Raw genomic sequence first — 24,126 nt, forward strand, 5'->3', positions numbered from 1 at the left:
TCTCTCTAGATATAATTAACCTAACACAAACAAGAATATTAAAAAAATCAGCTCGCCCACACGCTATCGTCTTGATTGTTTTCGTCACCATTATTTTCTAGTGATTTCGAATACGTATATTCATCATCAATTACACCAGAGTCAGCGTCTGCGTTGATTGCAGCAAGTACACGTTTATCCATTTTGTATTGTGGTAGCACGTTTTTAATGTAACTTTCTACAGCATCTTGCATAGCAACGTCGTGACCAACTTTTTCTGCCATAAACCATCTATGATCAAGTACTTCGTGGAAGAACTGAGCTGGTTCAATTTGTGAACGGAATTCAGGCGGAATCATACGAACAGTAGGTTCAAAAATTTCACGCATCCAGTCGGTTGCGACGATTTCTAAGTCTTCACCTTGACGCCAGGTAGCAGTACGGTAAGCGTCCAAATCGTTAAGTAATCTGCGTGCCTGATTTTCCTGCACGTCCAAACCGGTTAGTCTTAACAATTTACGCGACGCATAACCTGCATCAACAACTCGAGGACGAACCAAAACTCTACGGCCGTCTTCTGAAGTTTTCATTTCCAACTCATCTACGTCGAAGCCAAGCTCATTAAGTCGATTTACTCTGCGCTCAATACGCCACATCTCATCTGGGCTAAACTTATCAACATCGGTAAGAGTGCTCCAAAGAGAATGATATCTTTCTACGAGTCGATTTCCTATACTAATTTCGTCTACTTCGCTAGGAAGAAGTTGGCCTGAACTCAAATCCATAAGCTCGCCAATAATATTGGTTCGTGCTAAATCTATATCGTATTCGCGCTGACCTTGAGTAAGACTTCCATGAAGATCACCGGTTTCTGCGTCTACTAGGAACGCTGAGAACGCGTCTGCGTCTCGTAAGAATAGAACGTTAGAAAGCGATACGTCACCCCAGTAGAAGCCTGAAAGATGTAAACGTACCATTAGCACAGCTAAAGCATCTATAAGACGCTCTGCAGTATCTGGTCGAAGTGTGCGAGCAAAAAGTGCGCGGTATGGAAGTGAGAACTTTAAATGCTTAGTAACAAGCATTGCCTCGAGCTTTTCGCCGTTAGCGTCGCGTCTACCTGCAACAACTGCAATAGGTGTTACTGTTGGTAGCTCTAATTTGCGCAAACGCCTAAGAAGTTCATACTCGCGTTCTGCAATCTGGCGAGTGATTTCCTTCATAGCGTAAACTTCTTCGCCAACGTGGACGAATCTCACAACGTGTCTAGAAATACCACGAGGTAAGTTTACGAACAAGTCAGCAGGCCATTGAGCAAGCGGTAGCTCCCATGGGAGAGTAAACATTTTAGGATCTGAACTAGCAGCGGTGATTTTTAACGCTGGTGGTTCCTGTGACGATTCGCTTTCATCCTGCGCAGACACTGATGTTGCCTGTACAGCGCGCGGATCCAATTGAGGAGCTTCGTTCCATTCCATATGTTCTAATCTACCTGTCAAGCTCGGACGTAAATGGCGTAATTGCTGAAATCTCAGTTATATAGCCAATTACAGTATAAACAAATGATTAATAAATTTGCATTATTAATACAAAAGTTTATTTTAGTTGTAATTAATCTTGCACAGCATGACATGCATACTAAGCACTTATATCAAATGGCGAAAACGGGGCCTGCGATGCAAGCCCCGTAACCCTTATCGAAAGAACACTCTTAAAAATCAATTCTAAAAGTGCACAAACTTATGCTATTAGTTCAAACGCAACTCAGTAGAAGGTGCGAACAAATGCATCTTGGATGGGTCAATCTTAATCTTTACAGTGTCGCCAACCTTTGGCAAAGCACGTGGGTTCACGCGAATTGTCGTAAGCTTGTTCTGATCAGACATCATAGTTGATGCTTCTTCAGGGGAGCCGTCTGTAATGATGTTGCCATAGATGTAACCATCGGAACCAAGATCCTCAACGTTCACAACCTTCAAGGAGAAGGCGTTAGCATCGTCAGAAGTTGCTAAGCAAGCATCTTCTGGACGGAAGCCGACGATAATCTGATTATTATCTTCAGCGGTAAGCTTATCTACAGCTTCAGCTGGGAGAACGATAGAATCCTCACCAATCTGAGCACGACCATCAACAACTGGATGCTGGTTGAGGTTCATGGATGGGGAGCCGATGAAGCCTGCAACGAATACATTTGCTGGGTGATCGTAAAGCTCAGTTGGAGCACCAACCTGCTGCAAAATGCCAAGCTTAATAACTGCAATGCGGTCACCCATGGTCAAAGCTTCGGTCTGATCGTGGGTCACGTACAAAGTAGTAACGCCGAGCTGACGCTGCAATGCTGCAATCTGCGTACGAGTCTGCACGCGGAGCTTAGCGTCAAGGTTGGAAAGAGGCTCATCCATAAGGAAGACTTTTGGCTCACGCACGATTGCGCGACCCATAGCAACACGCTGACGCTGACCGCCAGACAGAGCCTTTGGTTTACGATCCAAATATTCAGTCAAATCCAAAACTTCAGCAGCTTTTTCAACACGAACACGAATCTCTTCCTTAGGAACTCCTGCAATCTTCAAAGCAAAGCCCATGTTGTCTGCAACGGTCATATGAGGATACAACGCGTAGTTCTGGAACACCATAGCAATATCGCGATCCTTTGGCTGCATTGTAGTAACATCCTGGCCACCAATGAGGATACGTCCTTTGTTAACCTCTTCAAGGCCTGCCAACATACGCAATGTAGTCGATTTACCGCAACCAGATGGACCAACAAGTACGAGAAACTCGCCATCTTTAATAGTCATGCACAAATCATCAACCGATGGCTTATCGTTGCCAGGGTATATACGAGTGACATGATCAAATACAACTTCTGCCATGATACGTCCTTTCATCGGCAGGTACGTGCCGAACGATCCGTAGTGAAGGGTGTGCACTCATGACCCCAAATCCTACGTCGGCGGGTATCAATCGTCCACAGTTTACTTACCTGGTCCATTGAAGGTTCTCTTCGTTGAGCCATGCCTTAATATATCATGTTTTTCTTATAAAAACAGCAAAAAATCAGTATTTTGCCTAAACTCGGCGTGTCGAAAATATAATAATGTCAAATAAAAACACACATTCTAGATACGTAAAAATTTTTAATTTTTAAGAATCTTCTAATAAAAGTTTAATTATATAAATATTACTTAATATTAAAATTTAATTTTGCTATGGTTCGCATTACCATAATGCAGTATGGAAGACCTTAGCATGTTTGATTTGCAACCCGGCGAAAATGTTGGGGGATATACGCTTCTTGATCGTCTTGGCGGCGGGGCAATGGGCTCAGTGTGGAAAGTGCAAGACGATGGCGGTCAACTCTATGCAATGAAAATTTTGCGTGCAAGCATGCAAAGGAATACGAACGGCTCTTCGAGCAGTGAAGACGATGAGCAGAATAAAGCAAGGATAAGGTTACGCAGAGAAGCTTTATCTCTGCAAAAAATACATAATCCTGGTGTTTGCGGCATAGTAGACATGGAGCTTGACGCTTCAATTGCTTTTATAGTTACTGAACTTATTTATGGACATGACCTTCGTGAAGATGTGGAGGAAAATGGCCCTTATATAGCAGACGATCTTGAACGATTAGCACATAAACTCATTGATGCAGTGCGAGCAGTACATAAGGCTGGAATTATACATAGGGATATTAAGCCAACTAATGTGATGATTTCTATGACTGGACCAGTTCTAGTTGATTTTGGTATTGCTATGGGAGAAGGGGAGAGTCACGTTACTAGAACTGGTTTAGTTATGGGAACTCCAGGATTTATAGCGCCAGAAATTATTGAAGGTGGAGATTCTGACGACGTTACCGACTGGTGGTCTGTTGCTGCAGTTCTTGCGTTTGCTGCAACCGGCAAGCCTGTATTTGGTACGAAACCTATGATGGCAGTTCTTGAGCGTGCTGCTTCAGGAAATGCTGATTTGCGAGGACTTCCGCCGCGAACTATGGAAGCTTTTAGATCTGCATTGAATCCAGATAGATCAAAACGATGTACCCCTGAAGAGCTAGAAAAAGCTATTAGCGAGGACGCGCTTAATCCGGAATCTTGGCCAGAGGCGAACCACCCTTTTGTGCGTGAAACAGCACGTGAAACGGCACGTACTGTGTGTGAAACAAAACGTGAAACACTGCTAGAGAATTTGGAAATTAGGTCTCAAAAAAAAGAGCCTGCACAAAAAATTCCTAATAATCCACGTAAATTATGGCCAGAATCTCAAAAAAATGACGAAACTATAAAACTAAACCATAAAATATCAAACTATACTACGTCCAATAATGCGCCAACTGGTACAAAATTATTACCAGCCAGCGCAACCTTTGAAACAATCCCGTCGGAAGAAAATAGCACCACTCTACTTAAAGAAACAATGCCAAAATACGATACATCAACAGCAAATAGGCAAGAATCAAATACGCCAATCGCGGCAGAATCTTCAATAGAACAAAACCAGAATGTAATACCACCTTCTTTTGAAAATCATAGAAATATTGAAAATAAAGAAAGCAGAGAAAGTGGCGAAAGTAACGAAAGTAACGAAAGCAACGAAAATGCACAAGAGGAACAAAACCATTCTGCAGATCCACATATTTATACAAGACGCGGAACATGGGTTGCAATACCTTGCATTTTTGTTATTTCATCTATTGCTGAATTATCGGTAATAGATTCATATTCAGCAAACATAATATTTATGCTGATTACAGCTACAGCAGGATTTAATACATCTGCACAACTTCACCGTATACAAAGTAATGATGGAATTTTTTCTCGAAATTTACTTATTAGAATAGGAAGTTTGCCGTGGCATTTTATAAAAGCCATTATTTATACGCTTCCTAGATTATTAGGAATAATTTTATGCGGAATGATTTGCGCAGCAGCTTATCCATTTATTACAGGTACTTCTCCGCAACTGTTAACGATTCCTTTGTGGAATTTTAGTGTGCAACTTCCAGCATATTCTCCTGACGTTTTTTCTCCTACGTCAGCCGGATATGCAATAGGCATACTAATAGGATGGTTAATTACATCCATATCTGGAAATACGAAAATTTTCCGATTAGGTTTAGGTGCTTTGTGTGGAGCTGGAAAAGTATAAACAAATAATCGATACCATCCCCATCTTTATATAATTAAAACTTCATTGATATCGTTGATGCCCTACATTAAACTATGTTGAAGTTGCAATGCTTTATGATAAAAGCATATTGCGTCTTATTTTTGGGCGGCACTGAAAGGGTCATAATGCCTCAAAACTTAAATAACAATGTGAATGGTAATGGTTATGCGCCAACAACAAACGAAAATATACATAAAACTGTTGTTGGAATTATCATAACGCTAATAGTTGTTAGCATGATTGCAGCTATTTGCATAGCAGCTTTTAACTCGTCGCGTAATAGCAATAATTCTAATGTTGCTAAAAAAGAAAATTACAAAGTAGTTATCAATGATTTAAGGGGAAAGGATTCTCCAGCTAATTTCAACAAAACAGGTGGAATTCTTACAAGCAAGCTTGGTTACAATAAGCCTGTTGATGGCGCTCCTACCGTGGCTTTGTATTTTGATCCACTTTGCCCAGGTTGTGGCCAATTTAGCCGTAGTGTCGACAAGTATCTCATTAACATGACTAAAGCTGGTCAGATTAATTTGGAGATCCATCCTATGTCGTTCTTGGATGCTGCTTCTAGTGATCACTATTCTTCCCGCGTTTCTGGCGGTCTTGCTTATATTGCAGTAAATGATCCTGACCCGATCCACATGTTAGAGTTTATGAATAACATGTTTGCAGAAGATTTCCAGCCTGAGGAAGGTAGTGGGTATAAGCCTGTTAGTGACCAAAAGATAGCTGATCTTGCTGTAAAGTCCGGAGTGTTACGAGAAATTGCTGATGAAGCGTTCACTCGCAAATATGTTGAATGGCAAAATAGAGTTAATACAGCAGTTCCTGATTACAAGAATCTTTGGAATGTTTCCGGACCAAATAAGGGCGGCATGACAACGCCAACAGTCACTGTCAATAACAAGATTGTTGATTTATATACTGCTTCTGAAAAGAACATGGATTCTTTGGATGCCATTTTGAAATCTATTGATTTAAGCAAGGATGAAATTGGTGTTGAAGGGAAAATGCCGAAAGTAAAAGCTAACGAAGAACCTCGCGGCTTGTAATCCTTAAGAATAAAACGCAAATAATTAAGCCCTACTAAATGGTTGATATTGAACCTTTAGTAGGGTTTAATTTTAATTAAAGAGCAAAAGAAAAATACAAAATTTACAAAATATTCTGTATAAATTTTAAAAACCACACGCTGTAATGTTGTCTGGCATAGGGTGCTGATACACTGAATAACGTTCTTAAAAGCGCGCTAGTAGCGCTTGAGAATTGTGCCTCCTTAGCTCAGATGGCCAGAGCGGCCGCCTTGTAAGCGGCAGGTCGCCGGTTCGATCCCGGCAGGAGGCTCCGTGTAATCTTATGGCTGGGAAGTAAGTAAAAATCTATTTTTAAAAAATAAAATAAAAAATTTTTAATAAGATCATATAATATAGCGTATTATATACAGAAAAGCAGTTAAATGCTTACATACTTTCTGCGAGTAAGATTCTCGGGAGCCTTCCCCCAACTCAGGGTTTCCGAGACTGGGGTGGAACGTCCCCCAACCAGTTCCACTCCACGGGGGCGGGAATATCCCCTTCTCTCCCGCCCCCTTTTAACTTATTAAGACTTTTCACTACACTGATTTTTTAACAACTGAGTTAGCAAATTTTAGCGTAGTGCAAAACGTCGGTTATAATAAGTTTCAAGCTTGGTAAGGGAGTGAGCATATATGTCACGTCGATGGACTCCTCGACGCTTTGTAGTAATGCGTCGATTGCGCATTCTTATATGCGTTATATCTTTAGTTCTTTCTGGAACTGGAATTTTTATCCTTACTGCCAAGAAATCGGTTGCGTTAGTAGTAAATGGAAAGTCGCGAGTTGTAGAAACTTATTCAAGTACAATAAGTAGATTGTTAGAAGAGCAACATGTGCCTCTTAAAACTCACGATCAAGTTATTTCATCTTCTGGAAATATTATTAGTAACCACACTACAGTTACAGTTCGTAGCGCGTACCAAACTTTCGTAACCGTAAACGGAATTACCATACCTTTCTGGACTGTCGCAACTAGCGTTGATCAGCTTATTGGATTCTTCCGAGCAAATGAGCGTAATGCTGTAAAAATCACAGTAAATCTGCAAAATATTTACGATAAGCTTACTGGTGGATTATCTATTAACAAAAATGGCCCTGTAACTGTTATTGCAGACGGGAAAAAACAAGTTGCTCCAGACGGTACTCTTCCAGCTAGTTCCATACTTGATTCATTCGGTATTGTGCTCGGTAAGAATGATCGTGTAACAGTTGAGGAAGAAGATAACGTAACTGTTTTGCGAATAATTAGAATAACTCACGGAAAAGAAACGCGAACTGTATCAGTTCCTTTTGCTATTCAAACTGTTAATGATTCGTCTCTTCCAGCTGGAACTCGAGTAGTTCGTACTCGTGGCGAAAATGGAGAGCGTGAGGATGTTTATAACGTAACTTATGCGGATGGTAAGCCAGAAAGTGCTGTTTTAGCATCGCAAAACATGATAAAACCTGTTGTAAATCAAGTAGTTGCAGTTAGTACGAAAACAGTACAGCCTCCGCAGCCTAAGGTTCAACCTAAGTCGCAACCTAAGTCTCAAGAAAAGCCGCAGGAAAAGCAGCAACAAAAACCGCAACCTAAAGTTCAGTCAGAAAACGCACAGCAGAAGAATCAGCCTAAGCAACAAGCGCAACAGCAAGCGCAGCAGGCTCAGACGCAACAGTCTAACCAGCAATCACAAGCGCAACAGCAGAATCAACAGCAGTCGCAGACTTCGCAACAAAATGCACAATCAAAAGCACAAGATTCTAAATCAGCTTCTGGATCTAAAAATCAAATAACACAGCAAAGTGCAGATCAATCTTCTAAACAACAAGATTCACAGCAGAAAGCTGCAAAAATACCAGCGGCACAGCCTGTAACACAGCCTCCTGCACCTGCTCCGGATGCGTCTGCGGATAATCCAAATGGAATGGTTCATGCAACCCCAGAGCAAGCAAGAATTTACGCTCAGGCTGCAGCAGCACAAATGGGATGGACTGGAAAAAACTGGGAAGACCTTTTGTGGCTATGGAATAGAGAATCAGGCTGGCGCTGGAACGCAGCAAACCCAAATTCTGACGCTTATGGAATTCCACAAGCTCTGCCGGGCAAGAAGATGGCTTCTGCTGGAGCAAACTGGCATGACGACGCAAGTGTGCAGATTGCTTGGGGATTGAATTATATTAAAAACCGTTATGGAGATCCTACAGGCGCAGTAAACGCATGGCATAAGATAGGTTGGTACTAAACAAAAAGCGAGTAGAATGCTTATTTGATATAGTCCATAGTGAGATTCTTATAAAATGCGAAAACATACACAAATACAAAACAACTCGGGCGAAAATAATAAATTATGAGCATAATTAACGAAAACAATACGGAATTATCGCAAGACAATTTAGTAGCAGAAGGTCAACTTCTTGGAGCTGCGGATATTCGCCGTATTGCAGCAGAAGAAGGCATCACTCCAACAAAAAAATTTGGTCAAAATTTTGTAATTGATCCTGGTACTGTACGAAAAATCGTTAATGTTGCAAACATAAACGCAGAGAATACGGTAATGGAAGTAGGACCCGGTTTGGGATCTCTTACTCTCGCTATTTTGCAGACTGGAGCAAATCTTACTGCAGTTGAAATTGACCCAATGCTCGCAAAACGAATACCTCGCACGGTTGAAGAGTTCATGCCAAAAGCTGCAAGTAGATTTAACGTAGTATTGCACGACGCGTTAACAGTGCAACCCGAAGACGTACCAAAGCTTAAAAACGCAGAAAGTTTTACTCTAGTAGCGAATCTTCCTTACAATGTTGCGACTCCGATTGTGCTTACGTTACTAGAGAAATTCGATAATCTTACTAATTTCCTTGTTATGGTGCAAAAAGAAGTTGCAGATAGACTTTGTGCTGAGCCAGGAAGCAAAGTTTACGGAACACCAAGCGTAAAGCTAGCATGGTACGGCCGTGCGCAGCGCGCAGGTCTTATAGGTCGTAATGTATTTTGGCCTGCACCAAATGTTGATTCTGCGCTAGTTTCTTTTACAAGAGGGCAATATGCCAAAGACAATGTTGAAGAAAGAAATGTTGAAGAAAGAAAAGAAGTTTTCGAACTAGTCGATGCGGCTTTTAAACAGAGAAGAAAAACGCTACACTCTGCATTAAAAAATATAGTTCCAGATGAAGCTTACGATGCTGCTGGAATAGACCCTACTCGCAGAGGCGAAACTTTAACTTGCGATGAATTCGTAAAATTAGCGCGCGCTGTTAGACAATAAAATTTTCACATTTGTATCGGCCTACTGCAGTCATGCATGGTCAGTAAAATGCCATGTAATAGTGGCATATTTTATTAATCTACAGATCGGAAGTTAGCATGACGCAAATGCACGACGAGCGACTGGCGCGTAAAGAGTTCATGTATGAAAGAAAACGGTTTGTATTATCTGTCACATCAGCAGGCTTAGTTGTTGCTTTTATACTCGCTTTACTTGTGTTTTTCCACGCTTTTGGAATTAACAAACCGCAAGCTCCCGGAGCTAACCCTAATTATGGCATAATCGCTCCTTGCCCAATAAAAGGCAAAGAAGGAGACAAAGTGCCTTATGTTGATAGCCGATCAGTAGCTATTCGAGTACTCAACGGCACAAAATTCCATGGTTTTGCGAGAGCAGTAGGAGAAGCGTTACGAAACCGCGGATTTAACTTGATAGAGGTAAATAACAGCAAAACTAATAAAATGAAGCAAACTGTTATTTATTTTGGTAAAAATTCGGTTAATGAAGCGTACACTGTAAGCGCTAATTTCACGGATGCAATACTTCGGATGGACGATCGTCAAGACAGACTTGTAGACGTTGTTTTAGGATCAACATTCACTAATTTGAGACCAAAAACAGACGTTCCTGCAGCAGGTGCAGCAATCAATGAGATTAAGGGCTGCATTGACGTTAATTCGTTCAAATCACTGCCTAAAGCTTTCCCTCACAAAAACATATAGTAAGAAAACATATAGTAGGTAAGATAAAAGTAAACAGTAACTTTTACCTTACCTACCTACTACTTACTTATTGCTTACTTACTACTTAGTGAACTGTTCGTACCAGCTAAGCAATTCCGCAACGGCAACATCATGCTTAACAGGGCCATTATCTAATCTGTAGTCAAGCATGTGCTTATAAGCTGCGCCAACAGCTGGTCCTGGCTGTAAACTCAGCAGTTGCATAATCTCATTTCCATCTAAATCTGGACGAATAGCGTCAAAATTTTCTTTCTCTTTAAGAACTTTTACACGCTCTTCCATCTCGTCCATTGCGTGTTCAAACATAAGAGATTTGCGCTTATTTTGTGTAGTAGCATCCGCGCGAGTAAGGCGATTCAGACGTTCATACAAATGACCGGAATCTTTAACATAACGACGAACAGCAGAATCTGTCCAAGGCTCATCAACGTATCCGTGGAATCGCAAGTGAAGATTAACAAGCTCACTAACATCTTCAATCATGTGATGATCAAAATGTAAAGATTTCAAACGCTTACGGGTCATCTTCGCGCCAACGACATCATGATGATGGAAACTTACTTTACCGCCATCTTCAAATTTACGAGTACGAGGCTTACCAATATCGTGCAGTAAAGCAGCCAATCTTAAAGTTAAATCAGGAGAAGGAACAGGACCATCTTCGCTAGTTTCAAGAGCAATTGCACGCTCTAAAACCATCATCGTATGCTCAAAAACATCCTTATGCCTGTGATGTTCATCAATTTCTAGTTTCAAAGCAGGTATTTCTGGTAAAACTCGCTCAGCTAAACCAGAATCAACAAGAGCTTCAATGCCTTTTCTAGGACGGTCAGAAAGTAACAGTTTTATAATTTCATCACGAATACGCTCTGCGGATACGATAGACAAGCGATCCGACATAGCCAAAATAGCTTCAGCAGTATCAGCCTCAATAGAAAAACCAAGCTGAGCTACAAAACGCACAGCACGCATCATACGCAACGGATCGTCATCGAAAGATTGACGAGGATTTACAGGAGTGCGCAATATTCCCTTCGCTAAATCATTAGCACCGCCGAAAGGATCAACAAATACTAAATCTGGCACACGTAATGCCATAGCGTTAATAGTGAAATCTCGTCTAGATAGATCGCCCTCAAGAGTGTCACCATATTTCACAAGCGGTTTACGAGAATCTTCATCGTAAGCGTCAGAACGATAAGTTGTTACTTCAACTTTTACTTCCGTGCCATCCGGACGGCGTCGCATGGCACCTAAAGTACCAAATTTACGTCCCATATCCCAAAAACCGTCACGACCCCAACGTCGCAAAATAGGTTCAAAATCTTCAGGATGCGCAGATGTGCAGCAATCAAGATCATGAGAAGTTCTATGAAGCAGCATGTCTCGCACAGGACCGCCAACCAAAGCAAGCTCATAGTTTTCTTGAGCAAAAAGTCGCCCTAACTCCATAGCCTCAGGCCAAACTTCAAAGTCCACAAATACCCTTTCAGCTGAAAAACAATCTGCTTTACAGCATAGCGTTACCCCAATGCACAGCGGATTGAGTATGGTTGAGAGTATGGTTACTCCCAAAGATGTACGACGCATGATCGCCAATGCTTCGGGAGAGCATACCCAAAACCAGCCTAAGCTTAAAGTAACTCCTTTAGATATAGCTCGAATGCAGCGAATGATAAGGCCTCGCGAAGACGCTAGAGAAGAGCAAGATTTCGCTGATATTTCAACCTTTTCTAACGATTATGAAGCTACTTTAAAAAGCGCAAAAATAGTAGAATCAGTAGTTACAGCGCAGACTTTCGTAAGTCCTTCTCCTGCGATTATGCCGCAAAAACGGCTTGCTGATTTGCCAAAAACATTCGCTTCATTAGACGCTCAAGATCTTCCGATTGTGCGTGAATATTCTGCCGGTGGGCTTGTTTTTGACTCACTCGGGCGTGTCGCAATTATTGCTCGACACTCCAGAAGTGGGCACATGGAATGGTGTCTTCCAAAAGGGCATATAGAAAAAGGCGAAACTCCGCAACAAACTGCAGTTCGAGAAATTCAAGAAGAAACTGGAATTTTTGGTGAAATTGTTGATTCAATTGCCACAATTGACTATTGGTTTACTGGCACAAGCCAACGCGTACACAAATTAGTACATCATTTTGCGTTGCGTTACGTAAGTGGAGAGCTTACTGTTCTTGGAGATCCAGATCATGAAGCCGAAGACGCTATGTGGGTTAATTTTACAGAGCTTAACGATGTGTTAAGCTATCCAAATGAACGCAAAATAGCGTGGCTGTATGCTAGGAAAGCAAATAGGCGGTCTCAACAGTGATTAATCTTGCACGGAACGAACGAGTTTGGCTCCACTTTTTAAAAGCAAGTAGTAATGCGGTGAAATCAGTTTTAACAGTTTTTACTTACATTATTACGATTTTTGCCATAACTATTGGTGTTTGCGTAGCAAATCTAACATCTTTTGCGCAAGTTGCTAACGCTTATGAAAAATCTGCAAATAATAAAAATTCTAATAGCGGAAAAATCATAATACGAGTAAAAAACGCAACTCCTGTAGTAACCGGAACAAGTGGATATCATATTACTTTTTCAATAGAATCGCAGTCTGGCAAGCTGCCTGCAGGAAGAATTACTTTATCAACCAACACAACGTACAAGTTTGTATCGAGTACAGATCTACAGAATTGGGCACAAGGAAAATCTAGAATTCAAACACCACAATATCTTGGATTTACAGACGTTTCAGAATTAGCGGAAGGTAAAAGCGAAACTTTTACTATCGATATTCCAGCAGATAATGCAATATTAAGTAGTATTAAACGTTGGGGACCGAAGCCGGTTTCGTTAATTTACCATTCTAAAAATTACAAAAAAATAGAAATACTGCACACTTTTATGACTCGTAGTCAGGATGGTTTATATACAGCAGATTCCAATAAGCTTCACATAACGCCAATAATTCCGCTACTTGCGCAATCAAGCGAATGGCAAGCTAATTTAAACTATTCCGCTATAAAACCTAATATTTTATGCGAAAATCGTATAAATGATTCTGCAAACATGCGAAAAGAAAACACTGCAGCGGAAGACAACAAAACAGATAGTTCTGTAGATAAAAATAATCCTAATGCTGAAAGTAATGAAGCTGAAGGTAATAATACTGACGCTAAGGGAACTGAAAAAACTTTCGAGAACAATAAATCGATTATTTCCCTCAATAAAAACGCAATAAAACGACTACACAATTTAGAAGAAGTAGTTAAAAAACATGCTCAATTGCAAACAATTGCAGAGAAAAATACTCTTAGCGCAGCTCATCTTACGATTACGCCATCTGCTTTTATGCAGCCGGCAGGTTTTGATATAAGTGCTTACGCTGACGATAACAATGAGAAACTTTACGAATCTGCAGGAATTAATAAAAACGCTTGGTCTGCAAAACTTGCGTCAGAAAGCAATCCTTACGGATTGTATTGTGCAAATATAAATCAACAAAATACTCAACAAAATGAGCAAAATAACTCTAAAATTCCAACATACGCTTGGCAAACTCATGGAAAATGGACGCATAACGCGCTAGAATCGGCAAAAAATAACGGATATGATGCCGTTATTGCAACGAGCGGTTTCGATACTACAGCTTCTCATACTGAAGTTAATAAAAGCGTATATGATGCTCAAACAACAAACGGATATGCTCGAGTGCTTATATCGCAAAATATTTTGAGTACACTCGCCAACGATAATCCAACATCTCAAGAAGCTGCTGCGGAAGAAACTCAATCCGGAAGAATTAATCGTCTTATTGCACAAAGTGCTTTCTACAAAATGCAACAACCAGGCGTTTCTAGAAACATGCTTATTTCTTTTGCAGATACTTCTAGTAAAGATAATGTTGATAATGTTATGAGCGCGCTGGAACAGGCTTCTTGGCTTGATTTCAGCGACATTAATTCTCTTTCGCAATCCAGCGCATACCAGTATGGCAAAAAACCAGATTTCCTGCACAACAGTCTGCCTGAAATTCCTCAGTCAAGTGATATAAGCAGCAAAGACGCTGCAGCAAGAAGTCAACTTTTAAACTCTCTTAGTCAAACACGAAATCAGCTCACACGTTTCACCAAAAACATTATTGACAATAATCGAAATCAGCAAAATAGTGACGAAGGTGACGTTCAATCTTTAGCTAAACAAAATGCGAAACAAAAAGTGAAGAAAAGCAGCAAAACTTGGGGGAATGAGATAATTCAATTACATGACTATCTTTCTTCGCTAGAAACTTCCGGATACGACGGTGCAAATATCACGCAGAACCTAAGTAATCTTTCTCACGAACTGTTTTCTGCGGTACGAATAATTCCACCCAAAGAACTTACTGCAGTAAGCGAAACAGCTAGTATGCCAGTTACGATTAGCAACAATTACCCTTATCCGATAAAAGTGTATCTTTCTGCAGATACGCACTCTATGGAAATCGTGACGACGAGAAAAACGTTAATAACAGTTGCTGCAAATAGTGAAACGCAAGTTACACTTCCGCTTAGAATTACTACTTCTAGCCGCGCGCAGGCTACTTTTGTTTTGGAAGATATGCAACATCACGCTTTTAGTGATACTCAATCAACTACTATCTCAAGTACGCTGCAAATTAGTGATAAAAGCGGTACGATTATTATAGTATTCGCCTTTGTTCTCGGAGCACTGGGACTCTGGCGACAATTCCATCGCGTAAAGGATCCGGACGAATGAGTTCAGTCGGTCGAAATTCGGTAATTATGGCCAGTGGCACGGCAGCCTCTAGAGTAACAGGCCAGATACGTACTATTCTTCTGGCAGCAGCACTTGGAACTACTGGTCTTGCTGCAAACGCATACCAAGCGGGATCTATGATTCCGCAGCTTATTTATACGCTTGTTTCCGGTGGAATTTTTAACGCCGTTCTTGTGCCGCAGATTGTTCGTACGCTTAAAAAAGAAGATGCTAAAGATCGATTAAATAAGCTTATTACTTTTGCTATTATTCTGCTTCTAGCAGTAACTGTACTAATGGCTGCAGCAACGCCGATTCTAACTCTTCTTTATGCGGGCGGCAGTCCTGAAATGATTGCCCTTACGAACTCGTTTACATTGTGGTGCATGCCTCAAATATTCTTCTACGGCTTATACACAGTGCTTGGTCAAATTTTGGCCGCTAAAGGTCGTTTTGCCATGTACGCGTGGAGTTCTGTAGCGGCAAATATTATCAGCTGTATTGGTTTTGGCATTTTTATTATGCTTTTCGGCAGAATATCGCATCAGCCTATGAGTTTTTGGAACACAAAAACAATGATGTTTACTGCTGGCTTCTGGACTTTAGGTGTTGCTGCACAAGCCGTAGTTCTATTCTGGCCGCTTATGAAGATTGGTCTACGTTACCGCCCAAGTTTTGGTATTCATGGAATTGGTTTGCGTTCCATGGGTCCTGTTGCAGCATGGAGCATGGGCATTGTTGTTATATCTCAAATAGCAACAATGATTACTACTCACATAACTACTAGCGTGCCATTTATTGCAGAAAAAACTATGCATTTGGATCAGTTTGATGTAGCAGGTAACGCAACCTACCAGAATGCTTATACCATATTCATTCTTCCATATTCGCTTGTTGCTGTTTCTGTGGCTACCGCTATTTTCCCGAAAATTTCGCGCGCAATTGCAGACCATGATATTCGTACAGCACGTATAGATTTAAGTAGATCTTTACGAAACGTAAGCGTTATCATGTGCTTCTTTATGATCACATTCATAATAATTCCTACGCCGATTTCTTTAGCGTTGCTGCCGTCGATTAGTTTTAAAGAAGCCCTGCTTATGTCAAATCCGCTTATGACGCTTGCTTTGGGACTTCCGCTTATTAGCGCATACTTGATTATCCAGCGTACTTTCTACGCGTTTGAAGATGGAAAACATCCGTTTATTTTTACTTCTGTTCAGTTAGCTGTTCAGCTTGTATCGTTACTGTCTTGCGTTAATTTCTTGCCTCCAATATACTGGGTCACTGCTCTAGGAGCTACAGTTTCAGTAAGTTATATTCTTACATTCCCGTCACTTGTGTTGATGTTGCGTAGACGATTCCGCCAGGATCTTGACGATAAGTGCATGATATTAACTCATATAAAGATCGCTATTGCTTCGGTAGTAACTATTGTCATATGCATGATTGTGCAAAATCCTATTACCTCGTGGATTGATTTGTCATCTCCAAAACTTCACGGTATGGTTCGTTGGTTTAGAGCTTTAGGATTGTGCGCAATAATGACAGTAATTATCGCAGTAGTGTATATAAGTGTTATGTTACTGTTGCGTACGCAAGAAGTTATTTCTATGCAAGCTCCAGTATTGCGAAAACTCGCTAAAAGATTCCCGGTATTAATGCCTATGGCACGTTTTATTAACCGTTATGATACTGAACGAGAAGAATCGCAAGAAGAGAAAGTTGAGCGCAAGCCTCGAACGGTTCGCTCTCACAAGGTTGACTGAATATAAATTAAAATACTATAAGGTTTACGCTATTGCGAAGTGTAAACGGTAGAATAGAAGTGTTTTAATGTGCGCGTTTGCGCATCGCAATGCACTCAGGAAGATGAGGAACACATGGAACCGCGGTTGGGTGACATCGTACTTAACAGGTACGCTTTAGTATCGCAAATACGCAGCGAAGCGGGACTGCAAGTGTGGAAAGCAAGCGATCGCGTACTAACTCACGATTGCCAGCTGTTTATTATACGAGACACGCGTTTCTTGCCTGAAATAAACTCTTTGTCGTCCATGCTGGCTCTTTCTAGAAACCGCAGATTTACGCAAGTTTTGCAGCTTCATCATCAAGATAATGTTGCTATTCTTCTTACAGCATTAGATGACGGCATGAGTCTTACAGAGTATATTTCTAGAGCAGGTAAACCAACTCCATTGAGCTATGAGGCTATTCGAACTATTGTTGGCGAAACTGCAAGCGCTCTTAGCAAACTACTTCTTAATGGTATGACTCATCACGCGATTTCTACTGATGTTGTTCGTTTAACCAGTAATGGTGTAGAAATTGCGGATACTTCTATTAGTCCTATGCTTGAGGATGTCACTAATATTTCTAACAGCGAAGATAAGATTCCTGCTCAAAGTATTGAGAATATTGCTACTCGTCAGCTTTCTGCACTTTTATACTCTCTGCTCACTAGGACGCCTTCTAGAAAATGCACTTCTTATGATCTTTCTCTTATTCCACATTCTGCACCTTCAGAGTTTAGGATGATTTGTAAAAGAGGGCTTGCTGTTGCTGGAAGTAATAAATCCAATAATGTGATTCCTATGGCTTCTATAGCTGAGCTTTCTGCTTTGCTTGGAACATGCACTCCTCTTAAAAAACTTACAGATCAAGATATTCTTATTGCGCGTGATGCTGCTGAACCTTCTGTTAGTTTAGTTAAGTTGCATAATGCAGAAGATGACGTTTTGCTTCCTTTCCCTGATGATTTGGCGCAAGACGAAGAAAAGCTTGAGGCAAAATTTACGCAACAGGAGAATGAAAAAGCTAACGACAGATTGAAGAATATGTCTTCTCTTGCGTCTCTTTCTGATGCTAGTGTGCGTGGCGCAGGTGCAGGTAAAATCGGTACCGGGTTCGCAGCTGCTGGAGCTGGTATTAAAAATGCCGGAAGAACTATCGGATCTCTGCTTAAGCGCAACGCGGGCGCGGATCAAAAAAATAATTCTAATGCAGATAGCGAAACTGGAACTACTACAGATTTTGATTTCCACGATATTGCTGCAGCGGAGATGGCTAATATTCTTGCTCCGACTGAGCTTGATGCGGACGATTCGATTTTCCCTACTCTTCCTTCAACTTATACTCGTTTCCCAGCTACGTCTCGCAACGCTGATAATCGCAGTCAGCAGATTTCTGTAGATGCGCAAACTAATTCTCAATCCAATAATGATGTGGATATTGACGTTCAAAGTTTCGACTTCCAACATTTGTTGAAAGAGAATACTAAGCACACTGAGCTTATGTCTCGTCCACAAAACCTTACTTTTGAAGCTGAATCTACAGGACGAGTTCCTGTAGTAGATGCTAATGGTAGATTTGTTGCTCCTGGGGAGGAATCTGCTAGAGCGCTTCGTGAAGAACAGTTGGAAGAAGAAAGTCAAGATGGTGCTTCTTCGGATGCAGCTTCACTTCCGCCAAGCTTCCGACCGCAAAAACGCAAGGATACGACTCGACCTAATAAAAATAACTCGAATAATCCTGACGATATTGCAGATGCTAAGATTTTTGGCTGTTTTTCTACAAAAGTTATTGCTATTGGAGTTGTAGTTTTGCTTCTTATAGCATGCTTACTGCTTGCAATTAACAGCCTATTTATTCATGAAAATCCTTCTAGCTTAGGAGTAAATAGTCCTTGGAACACCGATATTCAAAGTGTTCCGTTTGGTAGTCGTGGTGTGCTTCCTAAAGAAAAGACTGTTAATAAGCCTGGCTCGCATAATAAGAATTCTAAGCAAGTTAAGCCTATGCCTGAGCCAAAAATGCCTGAAAATAATACTCCATACACGATTGATCGTAGGCAGTTCCTTACATATCCTGCTAAGCAGCCGGGCTATGGATACTACATGCATTTGACTGAGCCGCAGGAAGTTTACCGTTTTGTTATTTCTATACGCTCTTCTGGAGGACATGCTTATTTGCTTGCGAATACTAAAAATGATCCTACGCAAGGTGAGCAGGTTGCAGAGTTTACTTTTGATGAAAGTGGAACTACAGACGTTAAGCTTAGTAAGATTGTTAAGTCTCAAGACTTCATGCTTTGGATTCCTAAGGGCAGTATGCCAAATCACAGTTTTTACATTAATTCTGTGAAAATGTACTAGTTTGGTGTGTACAAAATATTGCAGGAGAATTGTATGGAAAATCAGCATAACGTAATTATTATTGGTTCCGGACCTGCTGGATATACGGCCGCAATTTATCTTGGTCGTGCAGGATACAATCCGCTTGTTATTGCAGGAGCTTTAACTCCTGGAGGGCAGCTTGTTAACACTACAGAAGTGGAGAATTATCCTGGGTTTCCAGATGGTGTATTAGGTCCAGACTTAATGGATTCTATGCAGAAGCAAGCTGAAAAATTTGGTGCACAAATCGTGTACGATGATGTAACTTCAGTGGATTTTAATAACGATTTAAAGCGAGTAACAGTATCGGAAGGTGTAACTTATAGCTCTTACGCTGTTATTGTCTCTACGGGCTCGCTAGTACGTAAATTGGGCGTGCCTGGAGAACAGGAGTATTCTGGGCGTGGAGTATCTTACTGTGCTACTTGCGATGGTTTCTTCTTTAAAGATCAACCTATTACCGTAGTTGGTGGAGGAGATTCTGCTTTCGAAGAAGCTTTGTTCCTTACTCGTTTTGGTTCTTCAGTGACACTTATACACAGAAGAGATTCTTTCCGCGCTTCTAAAATTATGGTTGATAGAGCGCGCGAAAATAAAAAACTCGATTTCTTACTAAATAGCGTTGTAGAGTCAGTTAACGGAAATGAACAAGAAGCTACTTCTCTTACTGTAAAAAATGTGATTACTGGAGAAACTAAAGAAATTGAATCTAAAGGATTGTTCGTAGCTATTGGACACACTCCTGCTACTGGTTTCTTAAATGGCGCTTTAAAACTTAATCAAGATGGAACAATAGCAGTAGATGGATCTTCTACATTAACTTCTGTTAAAGGCGTTTTTGCCGCAGGAGACGTTGTTGATAGTGTATACAGGCAGGCTATTTCTGCAGCTGGAATGGGTTGCCGTGCTGCTTTAGACGCGCAAGCTTATTTAAACGATCTTTTGGAACAGTGATAAATAAAACTGTAGTAAAAGAGTTTAGTTGAGTTAATTTACAAAAAAGGCGGTAGAAAATTCTACCGCCTTTGCTCTTGTAACACTAAATTACATACAGAGCATAAAGAACTGTTTCAAGCAAAAACTACTTGAGTTCAACAGTTGCGCCAGCCTCTTCGAGGGCAGCCTTAGCCTTGTCGGCATCTTCCTTCTTAGCCTTCTCAAGAACGGCCTTTGGAGCGCCGTCAACGAGAGCCTTAGCTTCAGCCAAACCGAGGTTGGTCAAAGCGCGGACAGCCTTGATGACTGCAATCTTCTTATCGCCAACGGAAGCGAGGACGACATCGAACTCGTCCTTCTCTTCCTCAGCAGCACCGGCAGCAGCTGGAGCAGCAGCAACAGCAGCAACAGGAGCAGCAGCTTCAACGTCAAACTTCTCTTCGAAGGCCTTGACGAACTCAGAGAGCTCAACGAGGGTCATTTCACCAAAAGCTTCGAGAAGCTCTTCACTAGTGAGCTTAGCCATAATTGGCTTCCTTTCTTACTTGGCCAGGCACACCTTGTGCCTTACGACCATAAAATTTTTATTATTGGTTGGTCTCATGCAGCAAGCTGCAAGGGAATCAAGCGGCCTTTTCCTGCTTCTCGCGCAAAGCGTCGATAGTACGCACAGCCTTGGTTGGCAGAGCGTTGAACAGGTAGGCGGCCTTGGACATGGTGCCCTTGAGCGCGCCGGCCATTTCGGAAAGCAACTGTGGACGCGACTTCAAGTCGGCGAGCTGCTTTGTACCTTCGGCATCGTAAACGGTTCCATCTGCGAAACCGCCCTTAACGACGAGGGCTTTATTCTCTTTGGCAAAATCACGCAAGGTCTTAGCAGTCTCAATGAAATCACCCTTAACAAAGGTGATAGCAGTTGGACCGGCGAGAAGTTCGTCAAGACCTTCAATGCCCGCTTCTTTAGCAGCAATACGAGCAAGCGTGTTCTTCGCCACAGAATAGGAAGTATCGCGGCCTAGCTTTTCACGCAGAGCGGAAATCTGCGGAACGGTAAGCCCGCGGTACTCGGTAAGGTAGACAGCGTCAGCATTACGGAACAGTTCCGTAAGTTCGGCAACTACCGCTTCCTTTTCGGGCCTCTTCATGGCGTTCCTTCCTAAATTGGCCGTCGATTTGAAAGAAACACATCAAGCTTAATTTAAACAGGGCAACAAAAAAGCCCTGCGCACTGGCAGAGCAACATAAGAAGCACTAAAGCGTGCTTAAATTTTTGATTTACAACAAACATTTTGCAAATCATCGCTCAACCTGTGCTGGCCTGACAAATCAATTTCAGGAATTTTTCAATTCCACCAACGGTCTGTGGTTTACGTTGGGATAGTTTAATATGTATTTAAGACAATGTCAAGAAAAATACTATGAAAATAAAAAAATAAAAAGAGGGTATGTAATTTACACACCCTCTAATTTTTAATTTTTGTTTTTATATTTTTGTTTCACAAGCTCACTGCTTATTAAATGCACATTTACAGCACAGCATTAGCAACAAAATCAAGTAAGAACAGCAAAGAAACAATCCAAAGCATTGGATGAACTTCTTTAGCACGCTTCTTGCAAGTCATCACTAAGCAGTACATGATAAAGCCAGTGGCAATACCATAAGAAATGTTGTAAGAGAACGCCATGAACACTGCAGCGAAGAATGCAGGAATTGCCTCAGTAATATCATCCCAAGCAATTTCCTTCAAAGAGCTCGCCATCATGCATCCAACAACCACAAGCACGCCGGCAGTTGCAGCGGCAGGAACAGCTGAAACTACAGGGGCAAGCACTATCGAAAGCGCGAAGCAAATAGACACAACTACAGAAGTCAAACCAGTACGACCGCCAGCACCAATACCTGCAGCAGACTCTACATAAGTGGTGGTGTTGGAAGTACCGAAAATAGCGCCAACGGAAGTTGCGATGGAATCAGCAAACAAAGCACGATCCATCTTGGAGCTAAATCCAGAACCGTTTTCCAAAGCCTTTTCGTCAGCCTCAGAGAAGATACCAGTACGACGACCAGTTCCAATGAAAGTACCCAAAGTGTCGAAAGTATCAGACATTGAGAATGCAAAAATCGTTATCAAAACAAGCGGAACGCGCGAAGGGTCTGCAAACAGCGTTGGGAAGCCTTCGTTGTCAAATATTGCGCAGAAAGTAGTTGGCAAATTATTAAAAGCTTCTGAAACTGAAACAGAGTTGTTCATGGTTGTAAGTCCCATTGGAATACCGATTAATGCGGTAACAACAATGGAAATAAGCAAAGATCCACGAACATTCAACACAGTAAGAACGATTGCCAAAAGCAATCCAATGAGGAACAACCACAATACTGGGTTCTTTAAAACAGCAAGACCCGGAATTGCAGGAGTTGCACCAAAATGAGACGCAATTTTTGCAGCTTTATCATCCTTTGGAGTGAACTTAATCAAATCAACGTTCACCATGCCAACATAAGCCACGAATAAACCAATGCCACCGCCGATTGCGTGTTGTAACGAAGTCGGGATGGCACGAATAATCATTTTACGAATTTTAGTAACGGTAATAATAATGTTAATTAAACCGCATAAGAACACCATGCACATTGCATGTTGCCAGCTAAAGCCTAAGCCTTTTACGACTGTGAACGTAAAGAATGCATTTAAGCCCATACCAGCAGCCTGAGCATAAGGCACATTAGCAAACAAGCCCATAACAAGCGTGCCAATAATAGCGGCAATAATTGTTGCTAAGAACACGCCGCCCCATGGCATACCAGTTTCGCTTAATACTTTTGGATTTACGATGATAATGTACGACATTGCGAAGAATGTAGTGAGACCTGCAGTGATCTCCGTTGATACATTCGTGCCGTTTTCTTTGAGATGGAAGAACTTTTCCATAAACTCTCGGTTCCTTGGTTTACAAGCGCAAAAGACCAGAAAAAGCGTAGCGAAAGCACTTGAGCAATCGCGCACGCAATTACATTTGGGCATTCACGCAGAGGTTACTGCGACTCGTCGGCAAGAAAAGGCATTGTGAATTGTCATGAAAAACATGAAATTCACAAAGGCTCTGAACAACCGAACAGGTCTGACCTTACGCGCACGTACTGACCAACGCACCAAGGCAAAATTTTTAAAAATTCAGCAAAATAGCTGAAAACACAGCTGAAAACTCAGCTTAAAACTCAGCCAAAACGGCCGGAAATATAACGTTCAGCTTCAGCGTTGTGCGGATTGTTGAACATGGTAGTCGTATCTGCGAAATATTCCAGATGACCTGGTTTCCCGACAGCCTTCAAATTAAAGAAGGCAGTATAATCAGCAACGCGCGCAGCCTGCTGCATGTTGTGAGTCACAATCACAATCGTGTAATCGTTTTTAAGCTCGTTAATCAAATCTTCTACAGCCAACGTAGAAATAGGATCAAGTGCCGAGCAAGGCTCATCCATAAGTAAAACTTGCGGATGCACAGCCACAGCTCTAGCAATGCAAAGTCGCTGCTGCTGACCGCCAGAAAGACCAATTCCAGGCTTATCCAAACGATCCTTAACCTCATTCCACAAGTTCGCGCCTCGCAAAGCCCACTCAACTAAATCGTCAGCATCCGATTTTGCTATACGACGATTATTCAAGCGAACTCCCGCAAGCACATTTTCGCGAATAGACATTGTTGGGAAAGGATTTGGACGCTGGAAAACCATTCCAACATCGCGGCGGACAGCCACAGGATCCACATCTTTGCCGTACAAATCGCGGCCTTCAAGAAGAACTTGTCCTTCTACTCGCGCGCCCGGCGTAATCTCATGCATTCGATCAAGAGTTCGCAAAACTGTTGATTTTCCGCATCCGGAAGGGCCGATAAAAGCTGTAACCTTATTCGGCTCAATATTAATATTCACGTCTTCTACTGCAAGAAAATCACCGTAGTAAATATTCAAATGTTTTACGTCTATGCGTTGACCCATTTCACAAACTCACTTTCTAATCCAATTCGCATTGTATTTTGACTC

17 protein-coding genes and 1 tRNA gene are annotated in these 24,126 nt (G+C 41.5%); 11 read left to right on the forward strand and 7 right to left on the reverse strand.

Translation table 11 applies throughout. The annotated features are described in order from the left end of the window. Window positions 1-47: 47 nt before the first annotated feature. Entirely contained in the window at window positions 48-1,457 is a 1,410-nt protein-coding gene (locus ACNEUN_RS00390; RefSeq protein WP_463630094.1) for a DUF4032 domain-containing protein, read from the reverse strand. Window positions 1,458-1,727: 270 nt separating this feature from the next. Further along, entirely contained in the window at window positions 1,728-2,855 is a 1,128-nt protein-coding gene (locus tag ACNEUN_RS00395; protein ID WP_463630096.1) for an ABC transporter ATP-binding protein, read from the reverse strand. 361 nt (window positions 2,856-3,216) lie between these two features. Between ACNEUN_RS00395 and ACNEUN_RS00400 the strand changes: the two genes are divergently transcribed. From ACNEUN_RS00400 to ACNEUN_RS00425, 6 genes are all read left to right on the forward strand, one after another. After that, window positions 3,217-5,130, forward strand: coding sequence for a serine/threonine-protein kinase (locus ACNEUN_RS00400; RefSeq protein WP_463630098.1), 1,914 nt, complete (start codon window positions 3,217-3,219; stop codon window positions 5,128-5,130). Between the two features lie 146 nt (window positions 5,131-5,276). Beyond that, window positions 5,277-6,203: a DsbA family protein gene (locus ACNEUN_RS00405; protein WP_463630099.1), complete on the forward strand. Its 927-nt coding sequence runs from the start codon at window positions 5,277-5,279 to the stop codon at window positions 6,201-6,203. A gap of 218 nt (window positions 6,204-6,421) precedes the next feature. After that, a tRNA-Thr gene (locus ACNEUN_RS00410) sits at window positions 6,422-6,495 on the forward strand. 364 nt (window positions 6,496-6,859) lie between these two features. Further along, window positions 6,860-8,452 carry an aggregation-promoting factor C-terminal-like domain-containing protein gene (locus tag ACNEUN_RS00415; RefSeq protein ID WP_463630101.1) on the forward strand — a complete coding sequence of 531 codons (1,593 nt, stop codon included), beginning with the start codon at window positions 6,860-6,862 and terminating at the stop codon, window positions 8,450-8,452. A 105-nt stretch (window positions 8,453-8,557) separates the two neighbouring features. Next, window positions 8,558-9,475: a 16S rRNA (adenine(1518)-N(6)/adenine(1519)-N(6))-dimethyltransferase RsmA gene (rsmA, locus tag ACNEUN_RS00420; protein WP_427875966.1), complete on the forward strand. Its 918-nt coding sequence runs from the start codon at window positions 8,558-8,560 to the stop codon at window positions 9,473-9,475. Between the two features lie 98 nt (window positions 9,476-9,573). After that, complete coding sequence (locus tag ACNEUN_RS00425; RefSeq protein ID WP_427875964.1) at window positions 9,574-10,197, forward strand: LytR C-terminal domain-containing protein; 624 nt, start codon at window positions 9,574-9,576, stop codon at window positions 10,195-10,197. A gap of 81 nt (window positions 10,198-10,278) precedes the next feature. Here the strand turns inward: ACNEUN_RS00425 and ACNEUN_RS00430 are convergent, their stop codons facing one another. Further along, window positions 10,279-11,697 carry a CCA tRNA nucleotidyltransferase gene (locus ACNEUN_RS00430; protein WP_463630104.1) on the reverse strand — a complete coding sequence of 473 codons (1,419 nt, stop codon included), beginning with the start codon at window positions 11,695-11,697 and terminating at the stop codon, window positions 10,279-10,281. A gap of 82 nt (window positions 11,698-11,779) precedes the next feature. On the opposite strand from ACNEUN_RS00430, the gene ACNEUN_RS00435 reads away from it, so the two are divergent. The 5 genes from ACNEUN_RS00435 to trxB all read left to right on the forward strand — a co-directional run bounded on the left by ACNEUN_RS00435 (window position 11,780) and on the right by trxB (window position 20,102). Beyond that, entirely contained in the window at window positions 11,780-12,541 is a 762-nt protein-coding gene (locus ACNEUN_RS00435; RefSeq protein WP_463630106.1) for an NUDIX hydrolase, read from the forward strand. A 59-nt stretch (window positions 12,542-12,600) separates the two neighbouring features. After that, window positions 12,601-14,973 (forward strand): DUF6049 family protein, encoded by a 2,373-nt coding sequence (locus ACNEUN_RS00440; protein ID WP_463630107.1) that lies wholly within the window; start codon window positions 12,601-12,603, stop codon window positions 14,971-14,973. Beyond that, entirely contained in the window at window positions 14,970-16,742 is a 1,773-nt protein-coding gene (gene murJ / locus ACNEUN_RS00445; protein WP_463630109.1) for a murein biosynthesis integral membrane protein MurJ, read from the forward strand. The genes ACNEUN_RS00440 and murJ overlap by 4 nt, the downstream gene beginning before the upstream one ends. 114 nt (window positions 16,743-16,856) lie before the next feature. Beyond that, the gene (locus tag ACNEUN_RS00450; protein WP_463630110.1) at window positions 16,857-19,127 is read left to right on the forward strand and encodes a protein kinase family protein; all 2,271 of its coding nucleotides are present in this window, start codon (window positions 16,857-16,859) and stop codon (window positions 19,125-19,127) included. Between the two features lie 33 nt (window positions 19,128-19,160). Then, window positions 19,161-20,102 (forward strand): thioredoxin-disulfide reductase, encoded by a 942-nt coding sequence (gene trxB, locus ACNEUN_RS00455; RefSeq protein WP_463630112.1) that lies wholly within the window; start codon window positions 19,161-19,163, stop codon window positions 20,100-20,102. Between the two features lie 127 nt (window positions 20,103-20,229). Here trxB and rplL read toward each other — a convergent pair whose 3' ends face one another. The 4 genes from rplL to pstB all read right to left on the reverse strand — a co-directional run bounded on the left by rplL (window position 20,230) and on the right by pstB (window position 24,081). Then, a complete protein-coding gene (gene rplL / locus ACNEUN_RS00460; RefSeq protein WP_427875955.1) occupies window positions 20,230-20,610 on the reverse strand; it encodes a 50S ribosomal protein L7/L12 in 381 nt (126 codons plus the stop codon). 97 nt (window positions 20,611-20,707) lie between these two features. Then, on the reverse strand, window positions 20,708-21,229 hold the full coding sequence (gene rplJ, locus ACNEUN_RS00465) for a 50S ribosomal protein L10 (RefSeq protein WP_427875954.1): 522 nt from the start codon (window positions 21,227-21,229) through the stop codon (window positions 20,708-20,710). A gap of 381 nt (window positions 21,230-21,610) precedes the next feature. Continuing rightward, window positions 21,611-23,014 (reverse strand): NCS2 family permease, encoded by a 1,404-nt coding sequence (locus ACNEUN_RS00470; protein WP_427875953.1) that lies wholly within the window; start codon window positions 23,012-23,014, stop codon window positions 21,611-21,613. A 287-nt stretch (window positions 23,015-23,301) separates the two neighbouring features. Continuing rightward, entirely contained in the window at window positions 23,302-24,081 is a 780-nt protein-coding gene (pstB, locus tag ACNEUN_RS00475) for a phosphate ABC transporter ATP-binding protein PstB (RefSeq protein ID WP_427875952.1), read from the reverse strand. Between the last annotated feature and the right edge of the window lie 45 nt (window positions 24,082-24,126).

Source organism: Gardnerella sp. C0684A1 (assembly GCF_055326835.1).